This window comes from Microcoleus sp. Pol12A5, from assembly GCF_036701435.1.
Taxonomy (GTDB): Bacteria; Cyanobacteriota; Cyanobacteriia; order Cyanobacteriales; family Microcoleaceae; genus Microcoleus.
The window spans coordinates 1-25,810 of the sequence record NZ_JAUBQU010000094.1 but is presented as its reverse complement, the minus strand read 5'-3'; the positions used below and the strand labels follow the sequence as shown (position 1 = coordinate 25,810).

The 25,810-nt window shown below is 48.3% G+C and carries 17 protein-coding genes; 6 read left to right on the top strand and 11 right to left on the bottom strand.

Annotation, left to right across the window (positions count from 1 at the left end):
- Nucleotides 1-873: 873 nt before the first annotated feature.
- Nucleotides 874-2,139 carry an ABC transporter permease gene (locus QUA45_RS21175; protein WP_333099331.1) on the bottom strand — a complete coding sequence of 422 codons (1,266 nt, stop codon included), beginning with the start codon at nt 2,137-2,139 and terminating at the stop codon, nt 874-876.
- 197 nt (nt 2,140-2,336) lie between these two features.
- Nucleotides 2,337-4,157: an efflux RND transporter periplasmic adaptor subunit gene (locus QUA45_RS21170; protein ID WP_333099329.1), complete on the bottom strand. Its 1,821-nt coding sequence runs from the start codon at nt 4,155-4,157 to the stop codon at nt 2,337-2,339.
- 306 nt (nt 4,158-4,463) lie between these two features.
- Between QUA45_RS21170 and QUA45_RS21165 the strand changes: the two genes are divergently transcribed.
- Nucleotides 4,464-4,841 carry a DUF6632 domain-containing protein gene (locus tag QUA45_RS21165; protein ID WP_333036129.1) on the top strand — a complete coding sequence of 126 codons (378 nt, stop codon included), beginning with the start codon at nt 4,464-4,466 and terminating at the stop codon, nt 4,839-4,841.
- A 97-nt stretch (nt 4,842-4,938) separates the two neighbouring features.
- On the opposite strand, the gene QUA45_RS29235 is transcribed toward QUA45_RS21165, so the two are convergent.
- The 3 genes from QUA45_RS29235 to QUA45_RS21155 all read right to left on the bottom strand — a co-directional run bounded on the left by QUA45_RS29235 (nt 4,939) and on the right by QUA45_RS21155 (nt 7,959).
- Entirely contained in the window at nt 4,939-5,076 is a 138-nt protein-coding gene (locus QUA45_RS29235) for a hypothetical protein (protein WP_445304967.1), read from the bottom strand.
- Nucleotides 5,077-5,176: 100 nt separating this feature from the next.
- Nucleotides 5,177-6,445, bottom strand: a complete 1,269-nt coding sequence (locus QUA45_RS21160) for a pitrilysin family protein (RefSeq protein ID WP_333222027.1) — start codon at nt 6,443-6,445, stop codon at nt 5,177-5,179.
- Between the two features lie 248 nt (nt 6,446-6,693).
- A complete protein-coding gene (locus tag QUA45_RS21155) occupies nt 6,694-7,959 on the bottom strand; it encodes a pitrilysin family protein (protein WP_333152688.1) in 1,266 nt (421 codons plus the stop codon).
- Between the two features lie 346 nt (nt 7,960-8,305).
- Between QUA45_RS21155 and QUA45_RS21150 the strand changes: the two genes are divergently transcribed.
- Nucleotides 8,306-9,334, top strand: coding sequence for a hemerythrin domain-containing protein (locus tag QUA45_RS21150; protein ID WP_333152686.1), 1,029 nt, complete (start codon nt 8,306-8,308; stop codon nt 9,332-9,334).
- Nucleotides 9,335-9,857: 523 nt separating this feature from the next.
- On the opposite strand, the gene QUA45_RS21145 is transcribed toward QUA45_RS21150, so the two are convergent.
- From QUA45_RS21145 to QUA45_RS21135, 3 genes are all read right to left on the bottom strand, one after another.
- Nucleotides 9,858-10,718 carry an SDR family oxidoreductase gene (locus QUA45_RS21145; protein WP_333099323.1) on the bottom strand — a complete coding sequence of 287 codons (861 nt, stop codon included), beginning with the start codon at nt 10,716-10,718 and terminating at the stop codon, nt 9,858-9,860.
- A 401-nt stretch (nt 10,719-11,119) separates the two neighbouring features.
- Nucleotides 11,120-13,696: an SdrD B-like domain-containing protein gene (locus QUA45_RS21140; RefSeq protein ID WP_333222026.1), complete on the bottom strand. Its 2,577-nt coding sequence runs from the start codon at nt 13,694-13,696 to the stop codon at nt 11,120-11,122.
- A gap of 658 nt (nt 13,697-14,354) precedes the next feature.
- Nucleotides 14,355-16,292 carry an SdrD B-like domain-containing protein gene (locus tag QUA45_RS21135; RefSeq protein WP_333099320.1) on the bottom strand — a complete coding sequence of 646 codons (1,938 nt, stop codon included), beginning with the start codon at nt 16,290-16,292 and terminating at the stop codon, nt 14,355-14,357.
- A 266-nt stretch (nt 16,293-16,558) separates the two neighbouring features.
- Here QUA45_RS21135 and QUA45_RS21130 point away from each other — a divergent pair, with 266 nt between their 5' ends.
- Complete coding sequence (locus QUA45_RS21130) at nt 16,559-17,233, top strand: peptidoglycan-binding protein (RefSeq protein WP_333151702.1); 675 nt, start codon at nt 16,559-16,561, stop codon at nt 17,231-17,233.
- A gap of 638 nt (nt 17,234-17,871) precedes the next feature.
- Here QUA45_RS21130 and QUA45_RS21125 read toward each other — a convergent pair.
- Nucleotides 17,872-19,746 carry a DUF1565 domain-containing protein gene (locus QUA45_RS21125; protein WP_333222025.1) on the bottom strand — a complete coding sequence of 625 codons (1,875 nt, stop codon included), beginning with the start codon at nt 19,744-19,746 and terminating at the stop codon, nt 17,872-17,874.
- A 222-nt stretch (nt 19,747-19,968) separates the two neighbouring features.
- Between QUA45_RS21125 and QUA45_RS21120 the strand changes: the two genes are divergently transcribed.
- Nucleotides 19,969-21,051, top strand: a complete 1,083-nt coding sequence (locus tag QUA45_RS21120) for a thiamine phosphate synthase (protein WP_333222024.1) — start codon at nt 19,969-19,971, stop codon at nt 21,049-21,051.
- A 97-nt stretch (nt 21,052-21,148) separates the two neighbouring features.
- Nucleotides 21,149-21,361 carry a sulfur carrier protein ThiS gene (gene thiS / locus QUA45_RS21115; protein WP_015176890.1) on the top strand — a complete coding sequence of 71 codons (213 nt, stop codon included), beginning with the start codon at nt 21,149-21,151 and terminating at the stop codon, nt 21,359-21,361.
- Nucleotides 21,362-21,582: 221 nt separating this feature from the next.
- On the opposite strand, the gene rpmA is transcribed toward thiS, so the two are convergent.
- Nucleotides 21,583-21,870 carry a 50S ribosomal protein L27 gene (gene rpmA, locus QUA45_RS21110; RefSeq protein WP_333031965.1) on the bottom strand — a complete coding sequence of 96 codons (288 nt, stop codon included), beginning with the start codon at nt 21,868-21,870 and terminating at the stop codon, nt 21,583-21,585.
- A 27-nt stretch (nt 21,871-21,897) separates the two neighbouring features.
- The gene (gene rplU / locus QUA45_RS21105; protein WP_333036112.1) at nt 21,898-22,290 is read right to left on the bottom strand and encodes a 50S ribosomal protein L21; all 393 of its coding nucleotides are present in this window, start codon (nt 22,288-22,290) and stop codon (nt 21,898-21,900) included.
- A gap of 297 nt (nt 22,291-22,587) precedes the next feature.
- Between rplU and QUA45_RS21100 the strand changes: the two genes are divergently transcribed.
- The gene (locus QUA45_RS21100) at nt 22,588-25,560 is read left to right on the top strand and encodes a pentapeptide repeat-containing protein (protein WP_333222023.1); all 2,973 of its coding nucleotides are present in this window, start codon (nt 22,588-22,590) and stop codon (nt 25,558-25,560) included.
- Nucleotides 25,561-25,810 lie beyond the last annotated feature (250 nt).

Below are 25,810 nucleotides of genomic sequence, written 5' to 3'. Positions count from 1 at the left end.
CTCATCTTTAACTCTGGTTGAATAATCGATCACTCCCGATCGCCAAAAAGCGATCAATTATTCAGCAAGCCCTAATTTAGAGAAGAGTCATGCTAGTAATGAACGCTTACAGAAATTAATCCTCCTCATTGCTCTTGCTTATAGTTCTGCTATCCTACAAGGTCAAAAAATCAAGCAGATGGGAATTCAAAAGTATGTCGGTCGCCTAACAGAATCTCAACGTTCCCAGCGACGACACAGTAGCTTTTGGATTGGGATATATGGTCAATCTTGGGTAGTTGGGATGGAGTTTTGTCAAGATATTATTGCAGAATTAATCAGGATTAGACGAAATAAGCTACCCTTTTTTCACCGAGGGATGAGGGCTATATCCTTGATTTTATCAGGGTTTTGACGGGGTTGTCACCCCGTCAGGTAATTATCAAGATTTAGCAAAGGTACTGTTGGTTTCGATTTAATGCCGTTACAGGGCAAAAATATTTGGAATTGGTTTACTCACTGCCGTTTTTGTACCTCATCTTTATGAGAAAGGCTATATATTATTTTTAATGGGATTTAGACATTTTCTAGCCCCTTAAAGACCTGAAAAGCTGTCTAGGTAAGGGAAAGATTTGGATGCCACGTCATAGCTGAAATCCTTGTCAGTTCTGGACTGATCCCAATTCAAGCTCAAACCCTTTGCCTGTGTTAGTTTGCAGCCTTTTTTGATGGAATTTTTGTCTGAGTCGCGTTAGCGAATTAGCGCATCTGTCGCCGACAACCAAGTCCGATCGTGCATCAAACCCGGTTTCAGACCACACGTAAGCCCAGGACTATAATTGTCACACTTGCGTGCAGGACTTTTCAATTTAACTGGGGCGATCGTCACTAAGTTCAATCATTCCGCAAGGCTGCGATCGGATCTAAGCGAGCCGCATTCCGAGCCGGCAATACTCCAGCTAACAACCCGACAGTAAAAGACAGCCCAAAACCGGCTGCGATCGACCATACAGAAACCACAAACGGAAATTTGAACGCTGTCGAAGCCCCAAAGGCGATCGCAACTCCCAACCCAATACCCGCCGTTCCCCCCACCGTGGAAACTAAAATAGATTCCGCCATAAATTGAATCAGAATTGCTGCATTAGTAGCGCCTACGGCTTTGCGAATCCCGATTTCCTTAGTACGTTCCACAACAGACACCAACATAATATTAGCAATACCGATGCCGCCAACCACCAAAGAAATTCCGGCGATCGCTCCGATCATAACCGTAAATAAACCTATCACATTGCTGAAAGTATTAACTATCTCAGCTTGATTTACAACTCGAAAATCATCCGGTTGTGGCGGATAAATATTGTGGCGCAAGCGCATGATATTTTCTACTTGAAATTGAGCATCCGCTAAATCCGCTTCGCCCGCAGTTTCCAACCAAAAACCAGAGATCGCAATCCCCGCTAAAGAATTTCTGCCCACAATCCGCGAAGACATATTTTTGAGGGGAATATACACTCGATCGTCCTGATCGGTTCCCCCTACAGACCCCTTGCTTTCCATCACTCCAATGACCTTATAGCGGTTTCCCTGAATGCGAATATCGGAGGAGAGCGCATTAGCTCCGGCTCCAAAAAGTTCGTCCCGCACCTTAGAACCGAGGACAACTACTGGCTCAGCAGCATTCAATTCATCCTCGTTAAAAAACCGTCCTTGTTGAGGTTGAATGTTCTTGACATCGGGATAATTTAAATCTGTTCCCAAAATAGCAGTAAATGAATTTTGTCCGCCATAAACGACTTGCACTTGGCGCTGCAAATAAGCCGAAATTGCCTTAACAGCAGGAGCTTGTTTGCCGATCGCCTTTGCGTCATCCCAAGTAAGGGTAGTAGCAGAACCGCTTCCCTGACTGACACCACCGGATCGCGCAGCGCCGGATAACACCAACAGCACATTTGTACCCAAAGCCTTTAACTGTTCTTCAGTTGATTTTTGTACTCCCTGTCCCACGGAAGTAATGGCAATTACCGAAGATATCCCAATAATTACGCCCAGCATAGTTAAACTGGTACGTAATTTGTTATTCCACAGCGCCTCTGTCGCCATGAAAGCGATTTGAACGTTAGAGATTTTGTTGGTGCGGGGGCGAGTCTGTAATTTCATTGGTAATGGGTAATGGGTAATGGGTAAGCCGGAAATTGAAGGAAGAAGGAATAAGCAACACGGAAGAAAGAAGAAGCAAGAGGAAAAAAAACGCTATCCGTGTAGTGCTGTTGGTAAGTGATAATTGGTAAGTAATAATTAGAAATTAGTAATTGGCAATTGGTAATTGTCAACCACTAACTAATGACTAATGACTACTAACGCAAACGAGTGCCGCCACCCGGTTGCAAACCCGGAATTCCACCCGACGATGGATTTTGGGATCTAGGCCGCGATCCGGGCGGGAAAGTAAGCAGCACTTTTTCATTTCCTTTCAAACCCGATCGCACTTCCGTCTTGTCATCCACCGTCATACCAGTCTTAATCGGCATAAAAGCAGGTTTGCCATCTTCTCCACCGGGAACAAAAACCCCCGTTTCCCTTTGTTGGCGGACAATTGCCGCAGTCGGAACTACCAAAACATTTTTAAGTTCACCGGCCTTAAATTCCACATTCACATTCATACCCGATCGCAGCATTTCTTTATCATCATTAATAATTGCCGCTTTTACCTCAAAACTTGTCACATTTTGCAGGACGATCGACTGAGGCGAAATTTGAGTGATTTTACCTGCAAAAGTCTTTCCCGCAAAAGCATCGGCTTGAATAGACGCAGCCTGGCCGATCTTAATCTGAGAAATATTAGTTTCTGCTACGTTTGCTACTAATTGATTTTTTGAAGCTAAGGACAAAATCGAAGAAGAAGTAGCCGAAGAAACCGCACTACCTGCCGTCGTGGGAGTCACAAAAGCGCCCGGATCGGCGTACTTGCGGGTGACAGTGCCGGTGAAAGGAGCCCGCAGCACAGTGTCGCCGATCAGCGCTTGAACGCTTTGCAGGCTGCCTCTAGCGGCGAGAACTTGGGCGCGGGCTTGGGCGATGTCTTCGGGGCGAGAACCTGCTTCTAGCAGCGCCAAAGCTTGCTGTTTTTGCTCGACGGCGGCCTGGGCTGCTGCGATTTCTTCGGGGCGTGCGCCCGATCGCGCCAGGGCCAAAGCTTGCCGTTTTTGCTCGACGGCGGCCTGGGCTGCTGCGATTTCTTCGGGGCGTGCGCCCGATCGCGCCAGGGTCAAAGCTTGCCGTTTTTGCTCCACAGCAGCGCGCGCCGAAGCGATTTCTTCAGGGCGAGTACCCGCTTTCAGCAAAGCTACAGCTTGTTCGGCTTGTCTGACTTGCGTTTGAGCTCGATCGCGCGCGGTGCGGGAGTTGTTGACAACTTGCAAAGCAAGGGCTCCGGCATTATAGAGTTCCTGATTTCTCTGAAAGTCTTCCTCAGCTTGGTTTTTGGCGTATTCGGCATCTTTGAGTTTGGCGATTGCTTGGGCTATGTCTTCAGGGCGATTGCCCTTAAGCAATTTTTGTAAATTTGCCTGTTGTTCAGCTAGTTGTGCCTCAGCTACGGCAATATCCTGGCTTCGATTGCCGTTGAGCAATTTTTGTAAATTCGCCTGTTGTTCAGCTAGTTGTGCCTCAGCTACGGCAATATCCTGGCTTCGATTGCCGTTGAGCAATTTTTCCAGACTTGCCTGTTGTTCTGCTAACACTGCCTTAGCCACAGCAATGTCCTGGGTTCGAGTGCCGTTGAGCAATTTTTGCAGGTTTGCTTCGGCGGCTGCGAGTTGTCCGCGAGTTTGGGTAAGTTGCCCTTGGAGGTTGGAGTCGTCCATGTAGGCGAGAATCTGCCCTTGTTCAACCTTATCTCCTTCCTTGACAAGCAAACTTTTGAGCATTCCTGAAGTTTTGGGGCTGACGTTAACGGAACGTTCGGGCACAATTGTGCCGTTTGCCGAAATTGTAATCGGCAGGTTCACCCTTTCTACAGCAACGGTTTTTTCCCTGCGTCTGGTTTCGCGGCTGGATTTGACTGTGAGTTGGCTGTAAGCTGTGTAGCCTACTCCTGCCAGCAGGGAAGCGGCGAGGAGTCCGCTAACCCACGGAGTCAGCTCTTTTTTTATCTGAAAGTGCTTTACTAAGTACATATAAATTAGACATATCGGGCGTCTGTTCAATTTAGACCGCTCCGGAACAGAAAACGTTCAATTATGATATTTTTAGTTAGGATGGATCGTTTGCCGCTCAAATCAACCGTTATGCGACAAGTCCTCTATGGGGGTGTGGCGGGAAGCCGATCTTGATAAGCACCTTCTTTGTGGTTGATTCAGAAGCGTTTAGAACGGCACCACAATCGTGGGAGGTATTATTTTGATCGAGCTCAAGATATTTACTGCGAAAATACGAATCTAGTTGGTAGAGACTATACTCGAAAATAATAGGAGGTTAGAGCAATGGATCAGCATCATCGATACTTGCGAATCGCCCTTGTTGTTGTCGGAATTGCCTTTCTGCTTGTCTATCCACTGATGAAGGTTTGGTCGTCTGGCTGGTCGTGGCAACCAGGTCAATACGAATACGAACAGATGATCGTCGGCATTTATGCGACGCTTGGTGTCTTTTTGCTGTGGGCTTCTCGAAAACCAGAAACGCATCTCAGCTTAATCTGGTTCACCGTGTGGTCGAGTGTGGTCCACGGGCTGATCATGGCGGTACACGCAGTGATTGATTCTGCGGAACGCGGACACCTCCTCGGCGATGTTCCAGCATTGATTTTGGTGGCAATTGTCCTTGGTTTCCTAGCGTCACGCGAAGTGGTGCCAAGTGAATGAACGGGCGCGGCAGAACAAATTAAATCCAGCATACAGACGAAACCCGGGGTGCTGAGTTAAAGACATCTACGGCCGCTGATTTGAGCCGTTCGATCGCTCATTGTGCATTTTCTCGATTAGTACGAATCGCTGCTAAGTCAGCAAGATGTATCTCACCCCACTCGTAAAGCGTTGCGATCGGCTCGAGGAAAATTTCACCTAATGATGTTAGTGAATATTCAACCATCGGTGGGATATTGACATATTCTGCTGGAGCTTATATCAGGTCCGGGCGCTCGCGTATAATCAGATCGAACAGATCGAACTTTTGAAAAGTTCGATCGCCCATTTCCTACTCAACAAACAGCCGCCACTCCCAACTCTGCAATCGCCGCCTCCGGGCCAACCAAAGAAATATACGGTTCTACAAAATATTTCTTAGCAGCATCCCGCGCTTGTGAAGCTGTCACCTGTGCAATTTCTTCTTGAAACTGCTGGTCAAATTTAATTCCCAATCCCAAAATTTCGTACCAACCTAAAACTTGGGCAATTTGCGAATTAGTTTGTTTTCCTAAAGCATATTGACCGAGCATTTTATTCTTGCAAGCTTGCAATTCTTCCTCGCTTAGTTCGGTGTTGGCGAGTCGATCGACTTCTGCGCGCAATCCTTCAAAAGCAGTCGCCGTATTTTCCGGCGCAGTACCCATGTACACGACAAACTGAGCCGTGTCCAAGCGCGTCGCGTAGAGCGCGGAAACGTCGTAAGCCAAGCCCCGCTTTTCCCGCAATTCCACAAACAATCGGCTCGACAAACCGTTACCCAAATAAGTATTCAGCAACTTAATCGCTGCGTAGTCGGGATTTTTGACAGAGGGTGCGAGGTAGCCCAGCATAATCACTGATTGCTGCGTATCTTGCGCCGTAACGACCGATTCAGGGGAGGGTGACAGGGGGGGGACGCTTAAAGTTGGCAGGGGTGTTAAAGGCGCTTTCCAGGATCCAAAAGTTCGATCGATCAGGGCGATCGCATCTTCGGTGGATATTCTGCCGGCTATAGAAATAACTGCATTATCGGGACGGAAATAGGTTTTGTGGAAGTCTTCGAGCTCCTTTCTGGTGAGCTTTGACATCGTAGCTTCCGTGCCCAAGGGAGAAAAAGCATAGGGATGTTCCTGGTACATCGCGTGCCGCAATTGCTCGAAGGCGATCGCAAACGGCTGTTCTTGCTGCGAACGAATTGCCGATATGGCAATGCGGCGTTCGAGTTCGACTTCAGCTTCCGGGAAAGTAGGCGATCGCGTCAATTGCGCCGCCAACTCCAAAATCTCCTCAAAATCTGCAGAAACCGTCTTCAAACTCACTAAAAAATAGTCTGTAGTAGAGTCGGCACTCAACCTCGCTCCCACCGATTCTACACGCTCGGCAATTTCCAGCGAAGACAGCCGATCGGTTCCCTTAGTCATTACCGCCGACAGCAAGTGACACAATCCTGCTTGTTCCGGCTGCACGTAGCGACTGCCGGCCCGCAGGAATATCCTAGCTGCAATAATATCTGCTGCTGGATTTTCTGCTGCTAAGACAACAATACCGTTGTCTAAAACCGTGCGCTGGATTTCATTTTTCATTGAATTCTTTGTTAACTGTTGACTGTTGACTGTTGGCTGTTGACTGTTCGCTGTTGATTGTTGACCACAGTAACAGATACATTTAACCCGGTAAATCTAGGAATCCACCTAAATCTACTTTGTATGACATATGCTTAATATGCCTAAAACGATGATGACTTAATGTAACCATCGCTCTTGCTATTTTAGCTGCAAGTCTTCTCTTACCTTTTTTCAATTAACAGTCAACCGTCAACCGTCAACCGTTATTAGATTGGTTTGAGTACCACGGCTGTATAGCGTCGGGGAGAGAGATATTGTTGAGCTAGGCGCTGGAGGTCTAAAGGCCCAAATGCTTTAATCCTGGTGGGATAGCTGAGCGCTAATTCCGCAGTGGCGATCGTATTGTAATATCCGTAAAGACCGGCGAGCTGTCCCGGCGTTTCGAGGGAGAAAGCAAAATCGTTGCACAGCAAACGCTGACAGCGGAGCAATTCTACCTCGGAAACTGGCTCAGACTGCAATTGCCAAAGTCGATCGCAAATCCGAGATTCCACCTGTTCGACATCCTTGGCTTCCAAGACTGCACTGATAGTAAATAAACTCGATTCCCGTTGCAGCGAGAAAGTGCTGTCGATCGCCTCTACCAATTGTAATTCTTCCCGCAGTTCCCTGACTAAACGCGAAGTCCGCCCGTCTGCGAGCAACACCGACAGCAAATCCAAGCCGCAAGCACTTTGCAAATGTTCAACTCCCGGGCCCGTCCAGGCCATCATCAGCCGCGCTTGTTCCAATCGGGGGAGGCCCAATTCCTGACGGCGAATTTCTATCAGTGGCGGTTCCGCCTCTGCGGTTAATTTGGGACAATCCCACCTGTCTGAAAACTGCTCGAATGCTTTCGCCGTGATATCCCTAGCCTGTTCTTCATCAATTCCCCCGACTACCACCACAGTCATATTTTCCGGCTGATAGTGCGATCGGTGGAAACAGCGCATTTCGTGGGGAGTTCGCGACATCAGCAGCTCTTCCGTGCCGAGTACCGATCGCCTGTAGGGATGCCGCTGGTAAACTGTTTCCATCATGGCTTGGAAACCCAGCCAATCGGGATTGTCTTGAGCTTGACGGATTTCTTCGAGTACCACATCTCGCTCGCGATCGAATTCCCGATCCGGAATCGAAGCCCGCAACAGCAATTCTGCCAGCGGCTGGGCTGTTTCTGCTAAATAATCGGCTGCTGCGTTAACAAAAAAATGCGCGTAGTCGTGACTTGTAGCTGCGTTGGCGACACCGCCGCGATTTTCGATTACCTGGTCAAATTCTCCCGGCGCGATCGAATCCGTCCCTTTGAATATCATGTGTTCTAGAAAATGAGCCATTCCCGACCAAGAATCTGGCTCCAGCGTAGCGCCAGCCCTCACCCACACGTCTAGCGCGACCACCGGTGTGGCCGAAATCCGCTGGTGAATGACCGTTAACCCATTATTCAGCTTCCAGACATTGGCTGGGAACTCTAAAGCAGTGAGCAGTTGAGACAAGCTAGTTATTCTTAAACTTTAGTTAACTTCGGCTGCAACTATGGTAGCGCCTTCCAGCTATGCGATCGGGATTAATTGATACAAAAGTCAGTCTTCTGTTGGCAGTTGTCAGTTGACTGCTGGCAGTTGGCGCTTGGCAGTTGTCAGTTGGCGGTTGTTATTAAGGGTAATTTCTGCTTTTTTCAAAAACGACCTTAGCATTAATTAACTATCATTTCTTGGTTTAAAAGTCAATAGGTTGCGCGGGATATTAATGAATCAGTCGGGAGAAAGAGGATGTTATCAGAATATATCAATAAATTAAGAGATGTAAGAACACTAAAGACATTGAGAGGAGAAACGACAGATGGTAGCTACCCTAGAAGATACCAAGCGCCAAGCGATCGCCACTAAATTAGCAGACATGAAAGCGCTGCAAAACCTGTTGATCGCTAACGAGCAATTATTCATCAATTCCTGCAACGACTCCGAACTAGCCCAGCGCTTCCGAGATATGCTCGAAGACGATCGCAAAAACTTGGGCGTATTAGAAACTACGATCGTGCAATACGGCATTCAAGCCGAGCCCAAAGAAACCAGCACAAAAATGATTGAAGAAGTTCAGAAACTCATGCAAGGTTCTGAACTAACATTGTTTGAAAAAGTCAGCCAGCACGAACTGCTCAAACACAAACAAACAATGGCTGGCTTATTAATTCATAAAGCCGCCCAAGTAGTTGGCGCCGACATCGAAGCAGCCATTACTCCCCTCAACACAGTTAACTTTGAGAACCGCGCTCACCAAGAACAACTCAAAGGAGTTCTCGAAATTTTAGGCGTGCGCGAACTGACCGGCAAAGACCCCGACCAAGGCGTTTGGGCTCGCGTACAAGATGCAATGGCAGCAATGACCGGCATCATCGGCGGTGCAGTTACCCGCAGCAAAGATGAGATGAACATCACCGAAATCATCTCAATGGATCACCGCAAAGCCGATACCCTATTTATGGAAATCGCAAGCACCGACGATCCTCAAAAACTACAAGAATTCTTCGGTCAACTTTACAAAGACCTCAGCGTTCACGCCGAAGCCGAAGAACAAGTTGTTTACCCAGCAATTCGCAGCTACTACAGCAACACTCAAGAACTGTACGACGAGCAAGCAGAAATGAAGCAAATGCTCGCCAAGATTAAGTCAATGAACCCGAGTTCTCCTGAGTTCAAAGCCCAAATCAAACAGCTCCAAACAGCGGTTCAAGATCACGTAAAAGAAGAAGAAAACGATATGTTCCCTCAAATTCGCCGCAACTTGAGCGAAGCACAAATGGAACAAATGGCTACTCAATTCAAAGCAGCCAAAAGCACTATCCAGCAAGAAATGGCTAACCTGAGCTAATTCAGCAGCGAGCTAATTGTAGCTCTAGGCGAGCTAAAAACTAGCTAAACTGCAACCTATCAATCCCGCTACCCACGTAGCGGGATTACTGTTTTGTGTAAACTCATTTGTGTCATTTGTGTAAACTCACCAATGTTCAAAAACTAATATCAAATCTGTTAGCATCGGAATTATTCATTTATCTATTCTTTTCATCAGCCTTCATCTGCGTCAATCTCTTGTCATCTGCGGCTGGATAAATTCTCTTTTTTTAACCGCAGATGAGGGCAGATTAATTGTATCAATTTCGGTTGCATCGTCCGTGATTGTTAACCCTTTGGCGAAGCTAAGTGGGCATCACTGTTGACTGGATTTTACGCCCGACGATGCTAGCAGATTGAATATAACTAAAAAAATGAATAAACCCGCCCTAGGTAACGTGGTTGTGGGGGCGGGTTTATTTATATGGTGAGTTATAGTCAGAGGTTGTGGGTGAAAGTTCCCCCACAAAATGCGGTTATTTATATATTAACTCGCGCCAAATCTACCCGTTAATAACAGATCCGCCGTTGGGATGCAAAATTTGACCAGTCATGTAAGACGAATCTTTTGAAGCTAAAAACACGTAACTGGGGGCAACTTCATCGGGTTGACCTGCGCGTCCCAAGGCAGTGTCTGCACCAAATTTCTCCACTTTTTCTTCAGGGAAAGTTGCAGGAATTAGAGGCGTCCAAATCGGACCGGGGGCGACTCCGTTGACGCGAATTCCTTTCTCAGCTAAACTTTGAGACAAAGAACGGGTAAAGGCAACAATTGCTCCTTTTGTGGAGGAGTAATCTAGTAATTGTTGATTGCCTTTGTAGGCGGTGACAGAGGTAGTGTTGATAATTGCACTTCCCTCTTTGAGGTGTTTGAGAGCGGCTTTTGTAAGATAAAACATGGAGAAAATGTTGGTGCGGAAGGTGCGCTCTAATTGTTCGGCGGTGATGTTTTCTATGCTTTCTTGGGGATGTTGTTCGGCGGCGTTGTTGACTAAGATGTCGAGATGGCCAAATTCTTTAACTGTTTGTTCTACAAGGTTTTGACACATGCTTTCATCGCCGATGTCGCCGGCGATCGCAATACAGCGGCGGCCTTGTTGTTCGATCGCCTCTTTGGTTTTTTTTGCATCATCATCTTCGTTGAGATAGCTGATGACCACGTTAGCGCCTTCTTTGGCAAAGGCGATCGCCACTGCACGCCCGATCCCACTGTCTCCGCCGGTAATTAAGGCTATTTTGTCCCGTAATTTGTCGCTACCGCGATAACCCTCCGCAAAGGATTGGGGTTGCGGGGTCATTTGGGATTCAATACCGGGTTGCTGTTCTTGATGTTGAGCCGGATTGGTTTGTTGTTGAGTTGGCATAACATATTCCTCTACGTTCTACCTCTATAAATAAAGGTTTTCTTGAGGCGGGGAATCGCTCTTTTTGCCGATCGTGCCCTACGACTAAAGACAGTAATTAAAGAGATAAATAAATCCGTCAGCCGAACCCATGATTGTGGCGGGCTGGTTTATATAAATTGTGAGTTTTCCTCAAAGATTGTCGGTAAAACCCCCCTCTAGCAGCATCGGGATATATTTGTTGTAGAGGCGGGTTTCACGAACAATATTTCCGGTAGTAATTCAAGAAATCGATAAACCCGCCCCGCGAGCCTCTAATTAGTGTCAAAACAGAAAAAAGCACGCCAAAAAATGATTTGACGTGCAGTTTAAAGAAGGTAGTTGCTAATTGCTGAGTCTCTAACTAGAAACCCAACCTAACATTAAAACCCGGTAGGCGAAGCCTTCTGAGTAGGAGCGGCCCACAGTGATGCTTCCTCGAAAGGCTGCTGCTGAGCTTTTAAAAACGTTTCGATCGAAGCCTGTACCTGCTCTGGCAAATTCTTGACAACAACATTAGCCGCACCAGCATCATCAAGTACGACCTGGTTGTCAACTCTGCTGCGTAGTTGAGAAGCTGTCAAGAGACCGCCCTCCGTCAGAGGATCGAGGTCAGAAGCAGTTCTGGCTGGCGTCGCTGTTGGCGTCGGTGCCACCACCGTAGGTACTGTGTTAGGGCCCGGCACGTCAAAGCTAACCGGGTTGGGCCCAGTTCGGATCGGGAAATTGTTGGGAACGCCCGGAGTATCGAAGACTTCCAAAACAGAGTAGCTGGCTGGAGACAAATTATTAAACCGAGCAATCCCAGCAGCATCAGTTCTCACCAGCGGTTCTGTTGCAGCATCGTAGCGGCCGTTGCCATTCAAATCCAAAGTGAAGGGCACATCGGCAAGAGGCGGTTCGTTTCCGTCTTTTATACCGTTGCGGTTGTCATCTCGGAATTTAGGAACCAAGAGGTCGTAACGGCGGGAGTTACCGACCAAAGCGCAAGTAAAGGTTTGATTTGCACCGAGAACAACATCTACTGGTTGGGTAGTTTGGAAGTAACCAGGAGGCGTTACTTCTCGAATTTTGTAAGTGCCAGGGCGCAAATTGTTGAATGCAAAGGTACCAAACTGATTGGTAGTAGTAGTCGGTTCATTTGCTTGCAACTGACCGTCACCATTAGTATCGATAAAAATACTGACACCAGGAATAGCTGGTTCGTTTCCATCTCGATAACCGTTCAGGTTGAAGTCCTCAAACTTGCACCCGGTGATGTTGCTGCTGGGTGTGTTGGCAAAGGTAACGTTGGCGTCCTGAAGATTGAGGGTAACATCGACGCGATCTGCAGTAGAAGGCGAGAAATTCGGCGGTACAACTTCGCGGACGATATAGTTGCCCGGTGACAAGTTCGTAAAGGCGGCTCTTCCCTGGTCATTTGTCCTGAGTTGCTGTTCTCCAGTGTCGGGAGTGCCATTATTGTTGGTGTCTAGGAAGACACTGACACCGCTAATTGGCGCTTCACCCTGATTTGGTTCGTAGCGACCGTTGGCATTCAAGTCATTGTACTTGAAGACATTGATGATTGGTAGAGTGTTGCCCACACCGGCATTACTGCCAATACCCTGAGTAGCTCCAACCGGAGAAAAGGTAAGTGATGGCGAGGGGTTGGGGGCTGGTAAAGTTGTAACTGGGGCTGCAAAAATCGGCCGCTCACCAGTGGTCGCGATCGATCTTTCACCTGGTTGTTGAACGCCGTCGCGGTTGGAGTCTACGAATTTAGGGTCGTTTGGTTTCAGCGTGTAGGTTGAGTCTGCTACTAGCAGCGGTTGCTCTCTGCTGATCGTACCCTGGAATCGCGCCTGCGGCCCTGGTGCCGAAACCAGAGCGGGGTTTGCAGTGGTTGATACTGGAGCATTGAGGTTTCCTGGGACACCACCACCTACTTCAGCAGGCAGTACACTTGGAAAAATTTCCAACACTCTGTAATTGCCAGCTCGCAAATCCTTGAAGGTAACTACTCCGTTGGCATCTGTGATGGCTATCGGTTCGGAGCCTGCTCCATCCCAGCGACCGTTCCCGTTGACATCTAAAATAAACGGTACTCGGGCAATCGGGGGTTCCAATACTCCACTAACAACATTTCGCAAGCCGTTGCGGTCTATGTCTCGAAATTTGTTAACTTCAATTTGATAGAGCGGAGTATCGCCAACTTGAGCGCAGGCAAAGGTTTGACCGGCTGCTACCGTCACGTCGAGTACGGGAACGTTGCCGGGGGGTGTGCTTTGGGGAAAATCTTGTGTTTCTAAGGGTTCTGCGTTTGTAGCATTAACTTCTAGTCCGGTAACGGAACTAATTTGTCGTATGATCCGTTCTTCCCGAATCTTGTAGGTTCCGGGTGCTACGTTGAACGACCATGCACCATTTTTGTCTGTTAAGGTGCTGGGTTCCCCTGCATCGCGTTGACCGTTGCCATTGGCATCAATATAAATCCTGACATTTTTAATCCCCGGTTCATTTCCATCTCGGAAGCCGTCGGCATCTATGTCTAGGTATTTGCATCCAACGATTCGGCTGCCTTGATCGACTGGGCCGTTGCCAAACAAAACGTTGACATTTCTGTTGCCAACGGTGACAGCTAGGGGGTTGGGAGTAGTAGGGGTTAAACCAGGAGGTATTGCCGTTTCCGTAAGTACGTAGTTGCCGGGGACAAGATTTATGAATGAGAACGCGCCGTTAGCGTCCGTCGTGGTTGAGAGTTCGCCAGTACCAGCATTAAATACACCGTTGCTGCTTGTTGCTGGTTCGAGGAGAATGGGGACATCCCGCAGACCTATTTCAGTTGGCTGTCGGATGCCGTCCCGGTTCTGGTCAAAGAACTTGATGCCTAAAATTGCCGGGCCAGCATTCCCAACCACCACTGGCTGTAATTGCTGGGCAATGCGCTCTTCGTTTGAGTTATTTGAGTTATCTGCCATGATTTCTCTCCTTCACACCTAAATCCACGTAAATTACAGACTACTGTATGGGTTGTAACTTGCTGAGTAGTTTTTACTAATAGCTGACAACCGCTACTCGATTTTACATACGTCTGCACTTGAGGTAATGTTCCCATCTCACACAACAATGCCTCAAGCTTTGTCGCTGGCAAGTATATCAGGTTTTGAAGAACCCTGGCAATTTGAGGGCAACTTCTTCAGGATTTGCACGCCTTCTCTGTCCGTACATACTTGCTGTTTCGAGCTTTAAAAAGCCTAAGACTGACTTCTCCCCCCTGACATCAAGTCCGGCGGCATCGTTCTTGTTCGTCCTGGTTCACTGTCCTAGACGATCGCCTCCTCTGGGATTGCCAAGGACACAGAACCAGCATCGATCGAGCTACCGGACTTGATTATGACTTGCCCTGACTGGAAATACGCCGATGGGTTTGGGGGAATTACCTGATAGTTTCTCACTCACAGAGATGCTACTACCTCTGAGTCTTGCACCCAATATACAAGCCAGCTTCGGAGTTGCCGGAACTTAGGCTTGAGTGTTGGAGGTTGCCAACAATAGGGTATCACGCGAGCGCCCTTTCACCTCTTCGTTATTTTTATCTGCGGTTTGGGATTCCGGGCGATCGAGCTTTGTCTCACCCTACATAACCGAGAAATCTCTCGCAGCCACAGTGCTGACCCAGTTCCCGATCGCCCCCTTATTAATTAATTCCTTTGTGTTGACAACATTACCACTTTGTGAGTGAGGCTCCAGACCGACATTCTGTTGCCCAAAGTTAGGAATATTGCCTAAATTGGCCAAAGATCCATCACGCAAAAATTTAGTAATTCGATCGCTATCACGACCCTCGCTCAAAGGCAAGCTATCCGCCACCATATTACCTGCAGGTTCCAGTCCCGCATAGCTGCTGGCATTCGTCAGCGGGTCGTCCTTCAAGGATTTAGCCAACCTACCCTCAGCATCTGCCGTCACCACATCTCCCGTCACCACATCGATTTTGCTAGCCCGAATCTCTGCCGACACAACAACCACCGCAGGCGGAGTCGTTTGAATGAAACCGGGTGGCTGAACTTCGCGGACAACATAACTACCTACCGGAACATTGCGGAAACTGTAATTGCCCTGAAGGTCGCTTAAGGTACTCGCTTCGCCCGGATCTAAACTGCTGTTGTTGTTGAGGTCGATGTAAATCTGAGTGTTGGCGATCGGGGGTTCCCCGGGATCTAGGCGACCGTTGGCGTTAAAATCGTTAAATTTCACACCGCTGATCGTGCCCGTCACCAACACGTTACCAAAGCTGAGATTAGTGGCATTCGTGCCGTTGCCGACGGCGATCGGAGTCGGATTGGGCGTAGTTTGTCGAAAACCCGGCTGCGGGACTTCTCTCACCACATAGATCCCTTGGGGCAAGTTAATAAAAGAGAAATTACCTTGGGCGTTTGTTAAAGTCGAAGGTTCGTTGGGGTCTCGGCCGCCGTTGTTGTTGAGGTCAAGGTAAATCGGCCAGTTGGCAACTCTCGGCTCCGTCGGTTCGTTGATACCGTTAGCGTTGATGTCGTTGAACTTAAAGCCGCTGATGCTGCCGGTAGGAAAATTGTTGCCGAAATTGACGCCCACAACGTTGGTATTGCCGATTATGTCGATCGGGCCTGGATTTGGCGTAGTCTGTACCCATCCCGGTTGCTGGGCTTCCCTCACCAAATATCGGCCGGGAGAAACATTGGCAAAAGTGTAGTTGCCTTGCGGGTTTGTAATGGTGTTGGGTTCGCCGGGCTCAAAGCTGCCGTTGCCGTTGAGGTCCATGTAAATTGGCCAGTTGGCCAGAGGCGGGTCTGTCGCATCTCGGACGCTGTTGGCATTGAGGTCGTTGTATTTGAGACCGCTGATGCTGCCGACAAAAAAGACATTGCCAAAATTGATGTTGTTGACAGTGGCGTTGGAAGTAACGTTAACCGGGCCGGGGTCAGGCGTGGTTTGGCGAAAACCCGGTTGCTGGACTTCTCGGACCAAATATGTACCTGCGGGAATATTGACAAAAGCGTAATTGCCTTGAGGGTTGGTCAAAGTAACAGGTTCGCCGCCGTCGAGCCTGTTGTTGCGGTTGAGGTCGAGGTAAATTTGCCAGTTAGCTAGCCCTTGTTCCCCGGGATCTCGGCTGCTGTTGTTGTTGATGTCGTTGAATTTTGTGCCTGCGATCGTCCCTGCGTTAAAGTTGTTGCCAAAATTGATATTGCCAGCGTTTGTGCCGCTGGTAATCGTGATGGGTGCGGGATTTGGGGTAGTTTGGCGAAAGTTCGGCTGCTGGACTTCCCTAACTTGGTACGTTCCCGGTGGCAGGTTGGCGAAGATGTAGTTGCCTTGCGGGTTTGTAAGGGTGGAAGGTTCGTTAAATTCTGGCTGGCCGTTGTTGTTGAGGTCGAGGTAGATTTGCCAGTTGGGAATGGGGACTTCTCCGGGATCGGGGCGGCCGTTGGCGTTAAAATCGTTGTATTTGGTGCCGCTGATGCTGCCGACTTGGAAGTTCCCGATGTTGACGTTGCCGATGTCTATTTGGCTGGCGGTTCTGGATTCGGACATGGTGTTGCTGGGGCCCAATGAACGCGGTTCAATGTTTTCTGTAGGGCAATCTAGCAGTTTTTTTGCCAATTGCAGCTATTTGAGAGGGATAAATTTTTTTTAGGAAAGGCAAGGAAGGAAAAGTTGCGAGTTTTGATTTAATGTGGGAACCTGGCTTTGCCTCGGAACCAGTAAATGCCCGATGCCCAATTCCCAATGCCCAAATTCCCAATTTTTTCCAGATTTGATGTACGATCGCTACCAGTTTTGCAGAGGTCGAATTCCCAATGTCCCAAAACTTGACAGCAAGCTGGAATGAAGCCCGCGAGGTTCCAAGTTTGCTCTTCGGCTGGAGTTTGTGCGGTTTATTGGTAATGGGATCGATCGCCCCTACTCCTGCTGTCGCACAGCTACCTATCTCCGAACAGAGTAACAGCAACAGCCCGATCGCTCAAACAGGTGCGCTCGTCCGCCCCACGCTCAAATTGGGCAGCCGCGGCTCGGAAGTGAGCGAACTCCAAGCTGCTCTTAAATTATTGGGCTTTTACCCTGACACTGTTGACGGGATTTTCTCACAAAGCACCGCTAGAGCTGTGTCTCACTTCCAAGAAGCAGCAGGCCTGCCTCCCGACGCCATAGTCGGTCAAGATACTTGGAACCGGCTGTTTCCTGCAGCTAGCGCGATCGAAAACCCCATAGCCAACGCTCCTGTAACTGCCGATAACTCAGAGATTAACCCCCAAGCGCAGCCAACAAATTTTCCGGTTTTAAGAAGACGAATGCGGGGGGCGGCAGTCAGAGATTTGCAAGAACGGCTGCGGGCCAAGGGATTTTTGCGGGTGAGTGCTGACGGCGTGTTTGGCCCGGAAACTCAAGCTGCTGTCAAGGCGGCTCAGCGACAATATCAACTGCCAGCAGACGGCATTGTCGGCCGCGCAACTTGGGAAGCTCTGCTGCGTTGATAGCAAGCGCAAAGTGCCGGATATGCACGTTGCGGTATCGGGCGATCGTACAAATTGTTAATAATCGCTTTTGGAAGTATTTCATCACATCAAAAAGTGTCAAGTTTGGTAAACAACGTGCTTTTATGCGCGCAGTTGGTGTTAACTTAAAAACATGAGGGGCAAAACCAAGAAGCACAAAAAACTTGGATAAAAAACTTGGAATTAGAGTATTTGTCCCGCTCGGCTCTAGTCCGCAGGCAACGCCTGAACCGTGTAGCTTATTAGCAAAGAAAGGTTGATATTGCGATTCGTATTGGTTAGATAGCTTGAGGCTATTGGATTAATCAATAGTTGCGATCGCAAAACAGTCAAACACAGAAGTCTGAATAGACTCCGCTGATAGCTAGCTCGTATGCAGAGTAGTTGCAAAAAAGTCCACCTTAGTTGTAGTTTGCTGAAACTCAGCAGAGCTAAAAACCCACTTGAATCAACTTAATTTACAAACTTTTTAGGGTCTGGCATCCGATATGCTAGGCCCTAAAATTTTGTTGTTGGTTATTGGTTATTGGTTATTGGTTAAGCTCCTTTAAATGCCGAACAGCTTAGCCGGAAAGGATATTCCCAATGCCCAATGCCCAATACCCAATGCCCGATAACTATTTAATCTCCTCAATTCGAGCATTCAAACCGTTATCGCTGAGCATTTGTAGCAATTCATCAGCTTTTTCGCGTTCCCGAAAAGCACCGGCTTGCATCACCGGTCGCCCGCTGGAAAAAGAGCGAAAAGCATCGGGAACGAGGGATTGCATTTTTTGTCGATCGCCCGGCCTGTCGGTATCCACCACAACTCGATACCGGAAACCCAAAGCTCTGGCTCTATCAAATGACGGCGAATTATCCTCGGCATCGGGCAAAGAATTCCCCCCTAAAGGTGCAGGTACATAGCCGCCCCTTCCGATAGGAATGTTGCGGCCCGGAACAGGCAATCTACCTTCGGAAGCAACCGAACTGGAACTATCAAAATTGGGAGGAATAATTGGTTGCTGTACCGAACTTTCCGAAACCGAGCGATAATTCGGATCGGGCACGGGAATTGCTATCGCGCCTTGGACTACCGATGAAGCAGCGGCATTCCTCGGAGAAAGCTCTTGCTGCAACTGAGCGCTTCGCGGTGCGGGTCGATTTTGCACTGGTCGCCTAGAAACTGGCGCAGTCGGGGGAAGTGGCGCTCTTTCTACTCTGGGACTTAGCCGCCCGGGAGTGTAAGCCGGGAGAGAAGTGTCTGGGCCACCGATGCTGGGAGGTCGATCTGCCCTTAGCTGCAAAGCACTTCCCCCCATTGGCGGCGTAAAAGTTCCTGCCACATCAACCGAACCCGTCGTCCGGCTGCTCAACAATTGATTGCCGTAAGCTGGGATTACTTGACCTTTTGCCGCATTGTTGACATCGTACTGGCCGTTGTTGCGAATGACATTGCCCCCCGGTTCGGCGGCAGTTCCCAAATCCGGCAGAGAACTCGCGATCGCCACAATTCCGTCCCGGCGATTACTCTCGATATAATTGTTACGCAGCACAGGTCTAGCATTAGCTTGCACGACCACGCCATCTTTATTGCGAGTAATTTTGTTACCGATTAGCAGAGGCGAAGCGTTCTGCGCTACATTCACCCCAAATCCGGTGTTTTCAAACACATTATCTCGAACTTCCGGCTGGGAACTGCCAAAAATAGTAATGCCGTTAGCTCCATTTTTCGAGAAAACATTTCCGCCAATCGTCGGCCTGGAAGTACCGACTACCGAAATGCCGTCGTGAGTGCTCCCAGAAAAAGTATTGTTAACAATCGTTGGAGAACTCGATTCGATCCACAAAGCGTAACCGCGATAGTTGGTATTTGTCACCGTCACCCCGCTGAGTCCCGCCCCGTCTGCGCCTAAAATCGCAATATTTTGACCGGCCGAAGTCGGACTGATAAAGTATCCTCCGCCTTTGATGACAATATTCTGACCGCGAGTGTTGGGATTTCCCTGAACTGTCACGCTAGGCCTGAGCATTAATGGAAATTTTTCGCCGGTTTGCTCGCTGTAAGTACCGGGCGCTAGCAAAATCGCTGTTTTGGGCGGGGCCACGCTTAAGGCGTAGGTAAGGGTTTTAAAGGGAGCTAGATCGCTGCCGTTGCCTCCTGTGTCGCTGCCGCCGGTCGAGCTGACGTACAGTATGTTAATCTCGCTCTGCAGCGTCTGAGAAAGTAGCTGCACTCCCGGTATCCCGGCAGCGATAACTGACGGTTGATGGTTGCAAAGGGCGGTCATCGCAAAGACGAGCAGAAGGCAAGAACTCAAACAAGATTTTTGCGATCGCTTTTCTTTGCACTCGCTATATTGAGAATTTAGGAGCATAAATAAACCCCACTGATTTGCGATCCGAGTTCCGCTTCCCGAGTTCGGCGTCGGGTTTTCGCGATCGAACTTTGATTTCACCCGCCTGCTGGGGTTTTCTTCTGTTAATCTTTTGTGTTGTTCTGCTAACCTCACGGCTCTCCTCCGAAGTGTGGTATGCAGTTTAACGATTCCACTCTTATCAAGTTTGATCTATTATGCTTTGTTTTCATCAAATTCAATAAAACTTAAAAAATTATTGTCTAATTTACATCGGTTTATGCCAAAATTAAGCCGCCTGCTTTGCCACAATCTTGACGGCGTGAGAGAATATAGCGGGTTGATTGGTAAGATTAATTATAATTAGGGTGGTTCTGAATGACCGACAAACAAAACAGAACTTTACCGGCACAGCCAGCCCTCTGCCGGATTTTAGATGCAAATTTAGATCGATCGCGCGAAGGGTTGAGAATTATTGAAGAATGGTGCAGGTTTGGTCTCAACAGCGCGGATTTAGCTGGCGAGTGCAAGCAACTGCGTCAAGAATTGGCTGCTTGGCACGTCGCAGAACTTCGCAGTGCTAGGGATACGCCGGCAGATCCGGGTACGGAGTTGACTCACCCGCAGGAAGAGCAGCGTTCGAGCATTCAGCAGCTACTGGAGGCGAATTTCTGTCGGGTGGAAGAAGCTCTGCGGGTACTCGAAGAGTATGGCAAAATTTACGATCGGAATATGGGCGCGGCTTTTAAGCAGATGCGCTATCGGGTTTATACTCTCGAAAGCGATTTGCTGGCTTACCGGCGCTACCAGCAGTTACTTCGATCGCAGTTATACCTTGTAACTTCGCCGAGAGACAACTTGATGGGAGTTGTGGAAGCTGCTTTGCAAGGCGGACTGACTTTGGTGCAGTACCGCGACAAAACCTCAGACGACGGGGTAAAGTTGGCTAATGCGCGCCAGCTTTGCGAACTTTGTCACCGCTACGATGCTTTGCTGATTGTGAACGATCGCGTGGATTTTGCGATCGCAGCGGATGCCGACGGCGTACACTTAGGACAGGGAGATTTGCCTGTGGCGGAAGCGCGCAAGTTGCTCGGCCCGGGACGGATCATCGGTTGTTCGACTACGAATGGCGAGGAAATGCAGCGAGCCGTTGATGCGGGAGCCGACTATATTGGAGTTGGGCCTGTTTACTCCACTCCTACTAAACCTGATAAACAGGCGGCGGGTTTGGACTATGTGCGGTATGCTGCTACTAAGTCACCGATTCCGTGGTTTGCGATCGGCGGAATTGATATCAACAACCTCGATGAAGTATTGAATGCTGGAGCTCAAAGGGTTGCCACAGTACGCGCGATTATGGAAGCAGAACAGCCTACTTTAGTGACGCAGTTTTTCATCTCGCAGTTGATTCGGATGCAGAATCTGAAAGCTCAGAAAGCTTTGCACGGAAAAAGCTAGGTTGATTGGGGATTTATAGGGCGGGTTTAGCACAGGAAATCTGTGCATAAAATATAATTTTGTTACCCAACCCGCCCTAAAAACAGATATTTTACTGATGATAAATCAAATTGCGCTGCAAGTTAACGGAGAAACCCGCAATTGTGCGATCGACACACCGTTACCAAAATTACTAGAACAATTGGGATTAAACCCGCGCTTGGTGGCTGTGGAGTACAACGGGGAAATTCTGCACAAACAATTTTGGGAAACTACACAAATGCAAGAGGGCGACATCTTAGAAGTTGTCACAATTGTCGGAGGAGGCTAGCCACAAATGGGTGACAAATTAAGCCTCTAGTCCGCCAGAGAATGAATTCCCTGGCTAATAGCTAAAGTCCTCTCAAGAGGACTAATGAGTTCTTCAGTCCTCGACCGAGGACTTTAGCTTTGAGGCAGGGGTTTCAACCCCTGTCGGACTGTCGGACTATCGGTTTGACCTTAAGTTCTCCGGAATCGGCCGAACCTCGGAACGAGGAATTAATATCGCAATTAAACTGCCACGGGTTCAGCCACAGGTGCTGCAACCACAGGATAAATGCTGACTTTCTTGCGAGTTTTGCCTTTTCTTTCAAAAGTCACCACACCGTCAATCATGGCAAACAGAGTATCATCTCTGCCGATACCAACATTATTACCAGGGTGAACTTTAGTGCCGCGTTGGCGGATCAAAATGTTGCCAGCTTTGACAACTTGACCGCCGTACTTTTTGACACCCAGACGCTGAGAATTAGAGTCGCGTCCGTTACGTGTACTGCCTGTACCTTTCTTGTGGGCCATAATATCCTCAACTGTATTTACTATTTTTTATTCTGAATCAGTTTCGGCGGTTTGGGGAGTTTCAACAACTGCTTGAGTTAAGTCTCTGGCGGCTAAGACTGTACCGTTGACGCTAATCGAGTCAATCATAAAGCGAGTTGTTTCTTGACGGTGCCCTTTTTTCTTCCGAGTTTTCTTTTTCGGCTTCATCTTGTAGACGAGGACTTTGCGGCCCCGGAAATGCCGCAGAACCGTTCCTTCTACAGTGGCATTTTCTAGTAGAGGCTGGCCGATATGAACCTCGCCTTCGTGCTGGATCAGAAATACTTTGTCTATGGTGACTTTGGATTCAGCTTCAACGTGAAGCAGTTCGATGTCGTAGAAGCGGCCTGGTTCTACCCGAAATTGTTTGCCGCCGGTTTCAATGATTGCGTAAGTCATGGGATGGTGGTTGAGATTGCCGTACAGGTAGCTGATGAGTCATTGGTCATTGGTCGTTGTGGACTTTTGACTGCTGACTGCTCTCCAGCTTTTGGAATGTCTTAACCTGATCCGAGCCGGATTTAGACAGACAATCTACTATTATTGCGGATTGTTGTAGTTTTGTCAAGGTAAAAGAGAGTTAATCTTTTCTAGTTGTTAGTTTGAGAACAGATTTGTGGCGGCGAATTACGGAATGCTTACAGAGTTAAATGTAGATTTTCTCAGATTCTCTCTTCTGAAACAGGGTAAGTAAAAATGGCAAATCGCATTTGGAAATTCTTAAATACTGATATCAAAGAACTGTGTTCCGCCGAAGCAGCGGAGGGAATCGGAGAAGCTGGGAAAACAGCCGCCGAAGTGGCAAAAATGTTCAAAGAACAAGGGCTGGACAATAGCAACTTGCTGCTAGAGGTTTTGAACTCTCCCTTAGCTCAAGTTGTGGGAACTGGATTGCCATTTGTCGGGATGGCGGCGAAACTGCTGGCATTTTTTATCGAAAAAACTCAACTGCAGCCGACTTTAGCTGAGTGCATTTTCCTCGTCAGTCAGGAGGCTTATCTGGAAAGTTTTAAGCATTTTCTAGGACAAGACGAGAGTCTGTTAAATCGCATCGGGCAAACTCCGGTTTCCGCTAAAGTCAAGGAGTTGCTTAAAAAATTGGCGGATTTAGAATTGAGCGATAAAGCAGCCAAAGAAACTGTTATTTGCTTCCGCGATTCGATGTTAGCCACGGAATTTAACCGAGTGCTGTCAGAACGGCTGGAACAAGCCGGACTAAACGCCGATGAAGCTCAAATTTTGACAAAGAGAGTTGCTGCTAATACTCACCGCTATTTGATCGAAGCTTGGGCAGTTTCCGGCGATGCAATTAAACATCTGGGACAGCCTTCTATCAGCGAATGGCGGGAGGAACAGGAGAAATATCACAGCATTGACAAATACCTGCAAGAACAGATTTACTCTCTACCGCTAGAACCGGTATTTAAAGAAAAATTTTCATTCAAAGATATCTACGTGCCTCTGAAGGCAAAGGCAATCGATGCAAATGGCAAGGTTAATAAGCGTGTCCCAGCATTTGATTTAGAAACTTGGGCAAAGCAATTGCTTAAGGATGAAAACAAACAAAATCGGGTGATGTTTGTCGAAGCTGGGCCCGGACGCGGTAAAAGCGTTTTTTGTCGGATGTTTGCTGACTGGGTGTGGCAACATTTGCATCCAGTTTGGACGCCCGTGTTAATTCGACTGAGAGATATTCCCAAATTGCAAAAGAGTTTTCGAGAGACGCTGAAAGAAGCAATTAATGCTGGTTTTGCTAGCGATGACGGCTGGTTGACGGATCGCAACACACGATATTTGTTTTTCTTGGATGGCTTTGATGAGTTGCTGATGGAGGGGAGAAGCAGCGGCGGTTTAGAGCAATTTCTCAAGCAAGTAGGGCAATTTCAGCGGGACTGTCAGCAGAGTTCGGAAATGAGACACCGGTTTTTGATTACTGGCAGAACTTTAGCTTTGCAAGGGATTGAAAGGCAAATGCCAGATAACTTGGAGCGAGTCGAAATTCAGGTAATGGATGACGGACTACAGCAACAGTGGTTGAGCAAGTGGGAAGCCCAATTTGGGGCGGAAAAAACCTCTGCTTTTCAGCATTTTTTGCAAGATGAATGCTGTCCAGAGACTGTAAAATCAGAACTGTCGCGAGAGCCGCTCTTGCTTTATCTGTTAGCTGCCATGCACCGGGACAAAATCTTGAAAGTTGAGGATTTTCAAGGAACTAACAGCACTCAAGCAAAAATTTTGATTTACAACAAAACTGTGAATTGGGTACTCACAAAACAGCGGCCTGATAAGCTCAATCAGGCTTTGACAGAATTGGAAACAGAGGATTTGCGGCGCATCCTGACAGAAGCAGGGTTGTGCGTGGTGCAGTCGGGAGGGGAATGCGCTCCTGTAGCGATGATTGAGGAACGATTGAAAGCAGATAACTCGGTTAAAGCATTACTTGAAAAAGCACGAGAACGGATTAAGGACGATCCTCTGAGAAATGCTTTGGCGGTTTTTTATCTTCAGCAAGGCAGTAAAGAAGGTTCTGTGGAGTTTGTACACAAGAGTTTTGGTGAATTTCTGTGTGCGGAACGGTTGAAAGAAAGTTTGGAAGAGTGGACGGAACCGGGAAAAAAAGGTAGAGGATTTAATACTCAAGACTCTCAGATGGACTGGGAGATTTATGATTTGTTGGGTTATGGGCCGCTGACGGAAGAAATTGTGGAATATTTGATGGGGTTGTTAACAACTCCGGCTGGTCCAGGCGAGGAAAATCAGTTTCGCCCTGTGGAGTTATTCCAGCGTCTGGAAGATTTTTATCTGCATTGGTGCGATGGGGAATTTATTGATATGCTGCCGGAAAGTTTGCCTCAGAAGAAGATGCGCCTACTGCGAGATCAATTGAAAACCCAAGATTTGGGACAGCGACAAATAGATATTTATGCTGGTTTGAATGTGATGATTTTGCTGTTGGAGTTGCACAGTTACGGTCAGGAGAAAGATGAACTCAAAGACAAAATGGTGTTTTATCCTTGTGGGAAACCTAATGCTGAAGGTAGACCTGACGATGAAATTCGGTTGTTGCGTCTTATCGGTTATAGCTGTTGTGTTGGGTATTTTGGCTTTCTCCAAACAGTTGGGAGATTCCTCAGCGGCGCAGACCTCAGCGGCGTAAACCTTGGCGGCGTATACCTCCGCAACGCAAACCTCAGCGACGCAAACCTCAGCCACGCAGACCTCCGCGGCGCAAACCTCAGCCACGGACAACTCATCGGCGCAAACCTCCGCGGCGCACAACTCATCGGCGCATACCTCCGCGGTGCAAACCTCGGCAACGCAAACCTCAGCGACGCAGACCTCAGCGACGCAGACCTCAGCCACGCATACCTCAGCGGCGCAGACCTCAGCGGCGCAAACCTCATCGACGCACAACTCATCGGCGCAAACCTCAGCTACGCAGACCTCAGCGGCGCATACCTCAGCGACGCAAACCTCAGCCGCGCAGACCTCAGCGGCGCATACCTCAGCCGCGCAGACCTCAGCGGCGCAAACCTCAGCGGTGCAGACCTCAGCGGAATTTTTGGAGATATCGAATGGGATGAAAACACAAACTGGGAGAATGTTCGAGGTTTGGATACAGCCGTTGATGTTCCACAAGCGTTAAGGCAACAGCTAGGAATGCAGTAGAAACCTTTTTCCAGGCTTGGCGTATCATTTTTATGAACAGGCTTTCGGGCCTGTTCCACAAAGAGTGAATTTTCTTGTGGGGTGGGCCGGAAAGCCCGCCCCCGAAAGGTCGATCGACCTTATTTTATCCAAAAGGTCGATCGAACGGGATTCAAGCAGTGGCAGAACATTTACGCGATCGTAACAATTCCAAAGCTTGCTGTTTCACCCTACCCTCCATCACCTCTTTTTGCAAATTAATAAAAGCCTC

What these genes read in the sequence shown, in the direction of transcription:
- QUA45_RS21160 (WP_333222027.1), bottom strand. Translation starts at nt 6,445, where the DNA reads ATGAAAAATGAAATCCAGCGCACGGTTTTAGACAACGGTATTGTTGTC.
- rplU (WP_333036112.1), bottom strand. Translation starts at nt 22,290, where the DNA reads ATGACTTACGCAATCATTGAAACCGGCGGCAAACAATTTCGGGTAGAA.
- QUA45_RS21100 (WP_333222023.1), top strand. Translation starts at nt 22,588, where the DNA reads ATGGCAAATCGCATTTGGAAATTCTTAAATACTGATATCAAAGAACTG.
- QUA45_RS21140 (WP_333222026.1), bottom strand. Translation starts at nt 13,696, where the DNA reads ATGGCAGATAACTCAAATAACTCAAACGAAGAGCGCATTGCCCAGCAA.
- QUA45_RS21145 (WP_333099323.1), bottom strand. Translation starts at nt 10,718, where the DNA reads ATGCCAACTCAACAACAAACCAATCCGGCTCAACATCAAGAACAGCAA.
- QUA45_RS21175 (WP_333099331.1), bottom strand. Translation starts at nt 2,139, where the DNA reads ATGAAATTACAGACTCGCCCCCGCACCAACAAAATCTCTAACGTTCAA.
- QUA45_RS21135 (WP_333099320.1), bottom strand. Translation starts at nt 16,292, where the DNA reads ATGTCCGAATCCAGAACCGCCAGCCAAATAGACATCGGCAACGTCAAC.
- thiS (WP_015176890.1), top strand. Translation starts at nt 21,149, where the DNA reads ATGATAAATCAAATTGCGCTGCAAGTTAACGGAGAAACCCGCAATTGT.
- QUA45_RS21130 (WP_333151702.1), top strand. Translation starts at nt 16,559, where the DNA reads ATGTCCCAAAACTTGACAGCAAGCTGGAATGAAGCCCGCGAGGTTCCA.
- QUA45_RS21170 (WP_333099329.1), bottom strand. Translation starts at nt 4,157, where the DNA reads ATGTACTTAGTAAAGCACTTTCAGATAAAAAAAGAGCTGACTCCGTGG.
- QUA45_RS21150 (WP_333152686.1), top strand. Translation starts at nt 8,306, where the DNA reads ATGGTAGCTACCCTAGAAGATACCAAGCGCCAAGCGATCGCCACTAAA.
- QUA45_RS21120 (WP_333222024.1), top strand. Translation starts at nt 19,969, where the DNA reads ATGACCGACAAACAAAACAGAACTTTACCGGCACAGCCAGCCCTCTGC.
- rpmA (WP_333031965.1), bottom strand. Translation starts at nt 21,870, where the DNA reads ATGGCCCACAAGAAAGGTACAGGCAGTACACGTAACGGACGCGACTCT.
- QUA45_RS21165 (WP_333036129.1), top strand. Translation starts at nt 4,464, where the DNA reads ATGGATCAGCATCATCGATACTTGCGAATCGCCCTTGTTGTTGTCGGA.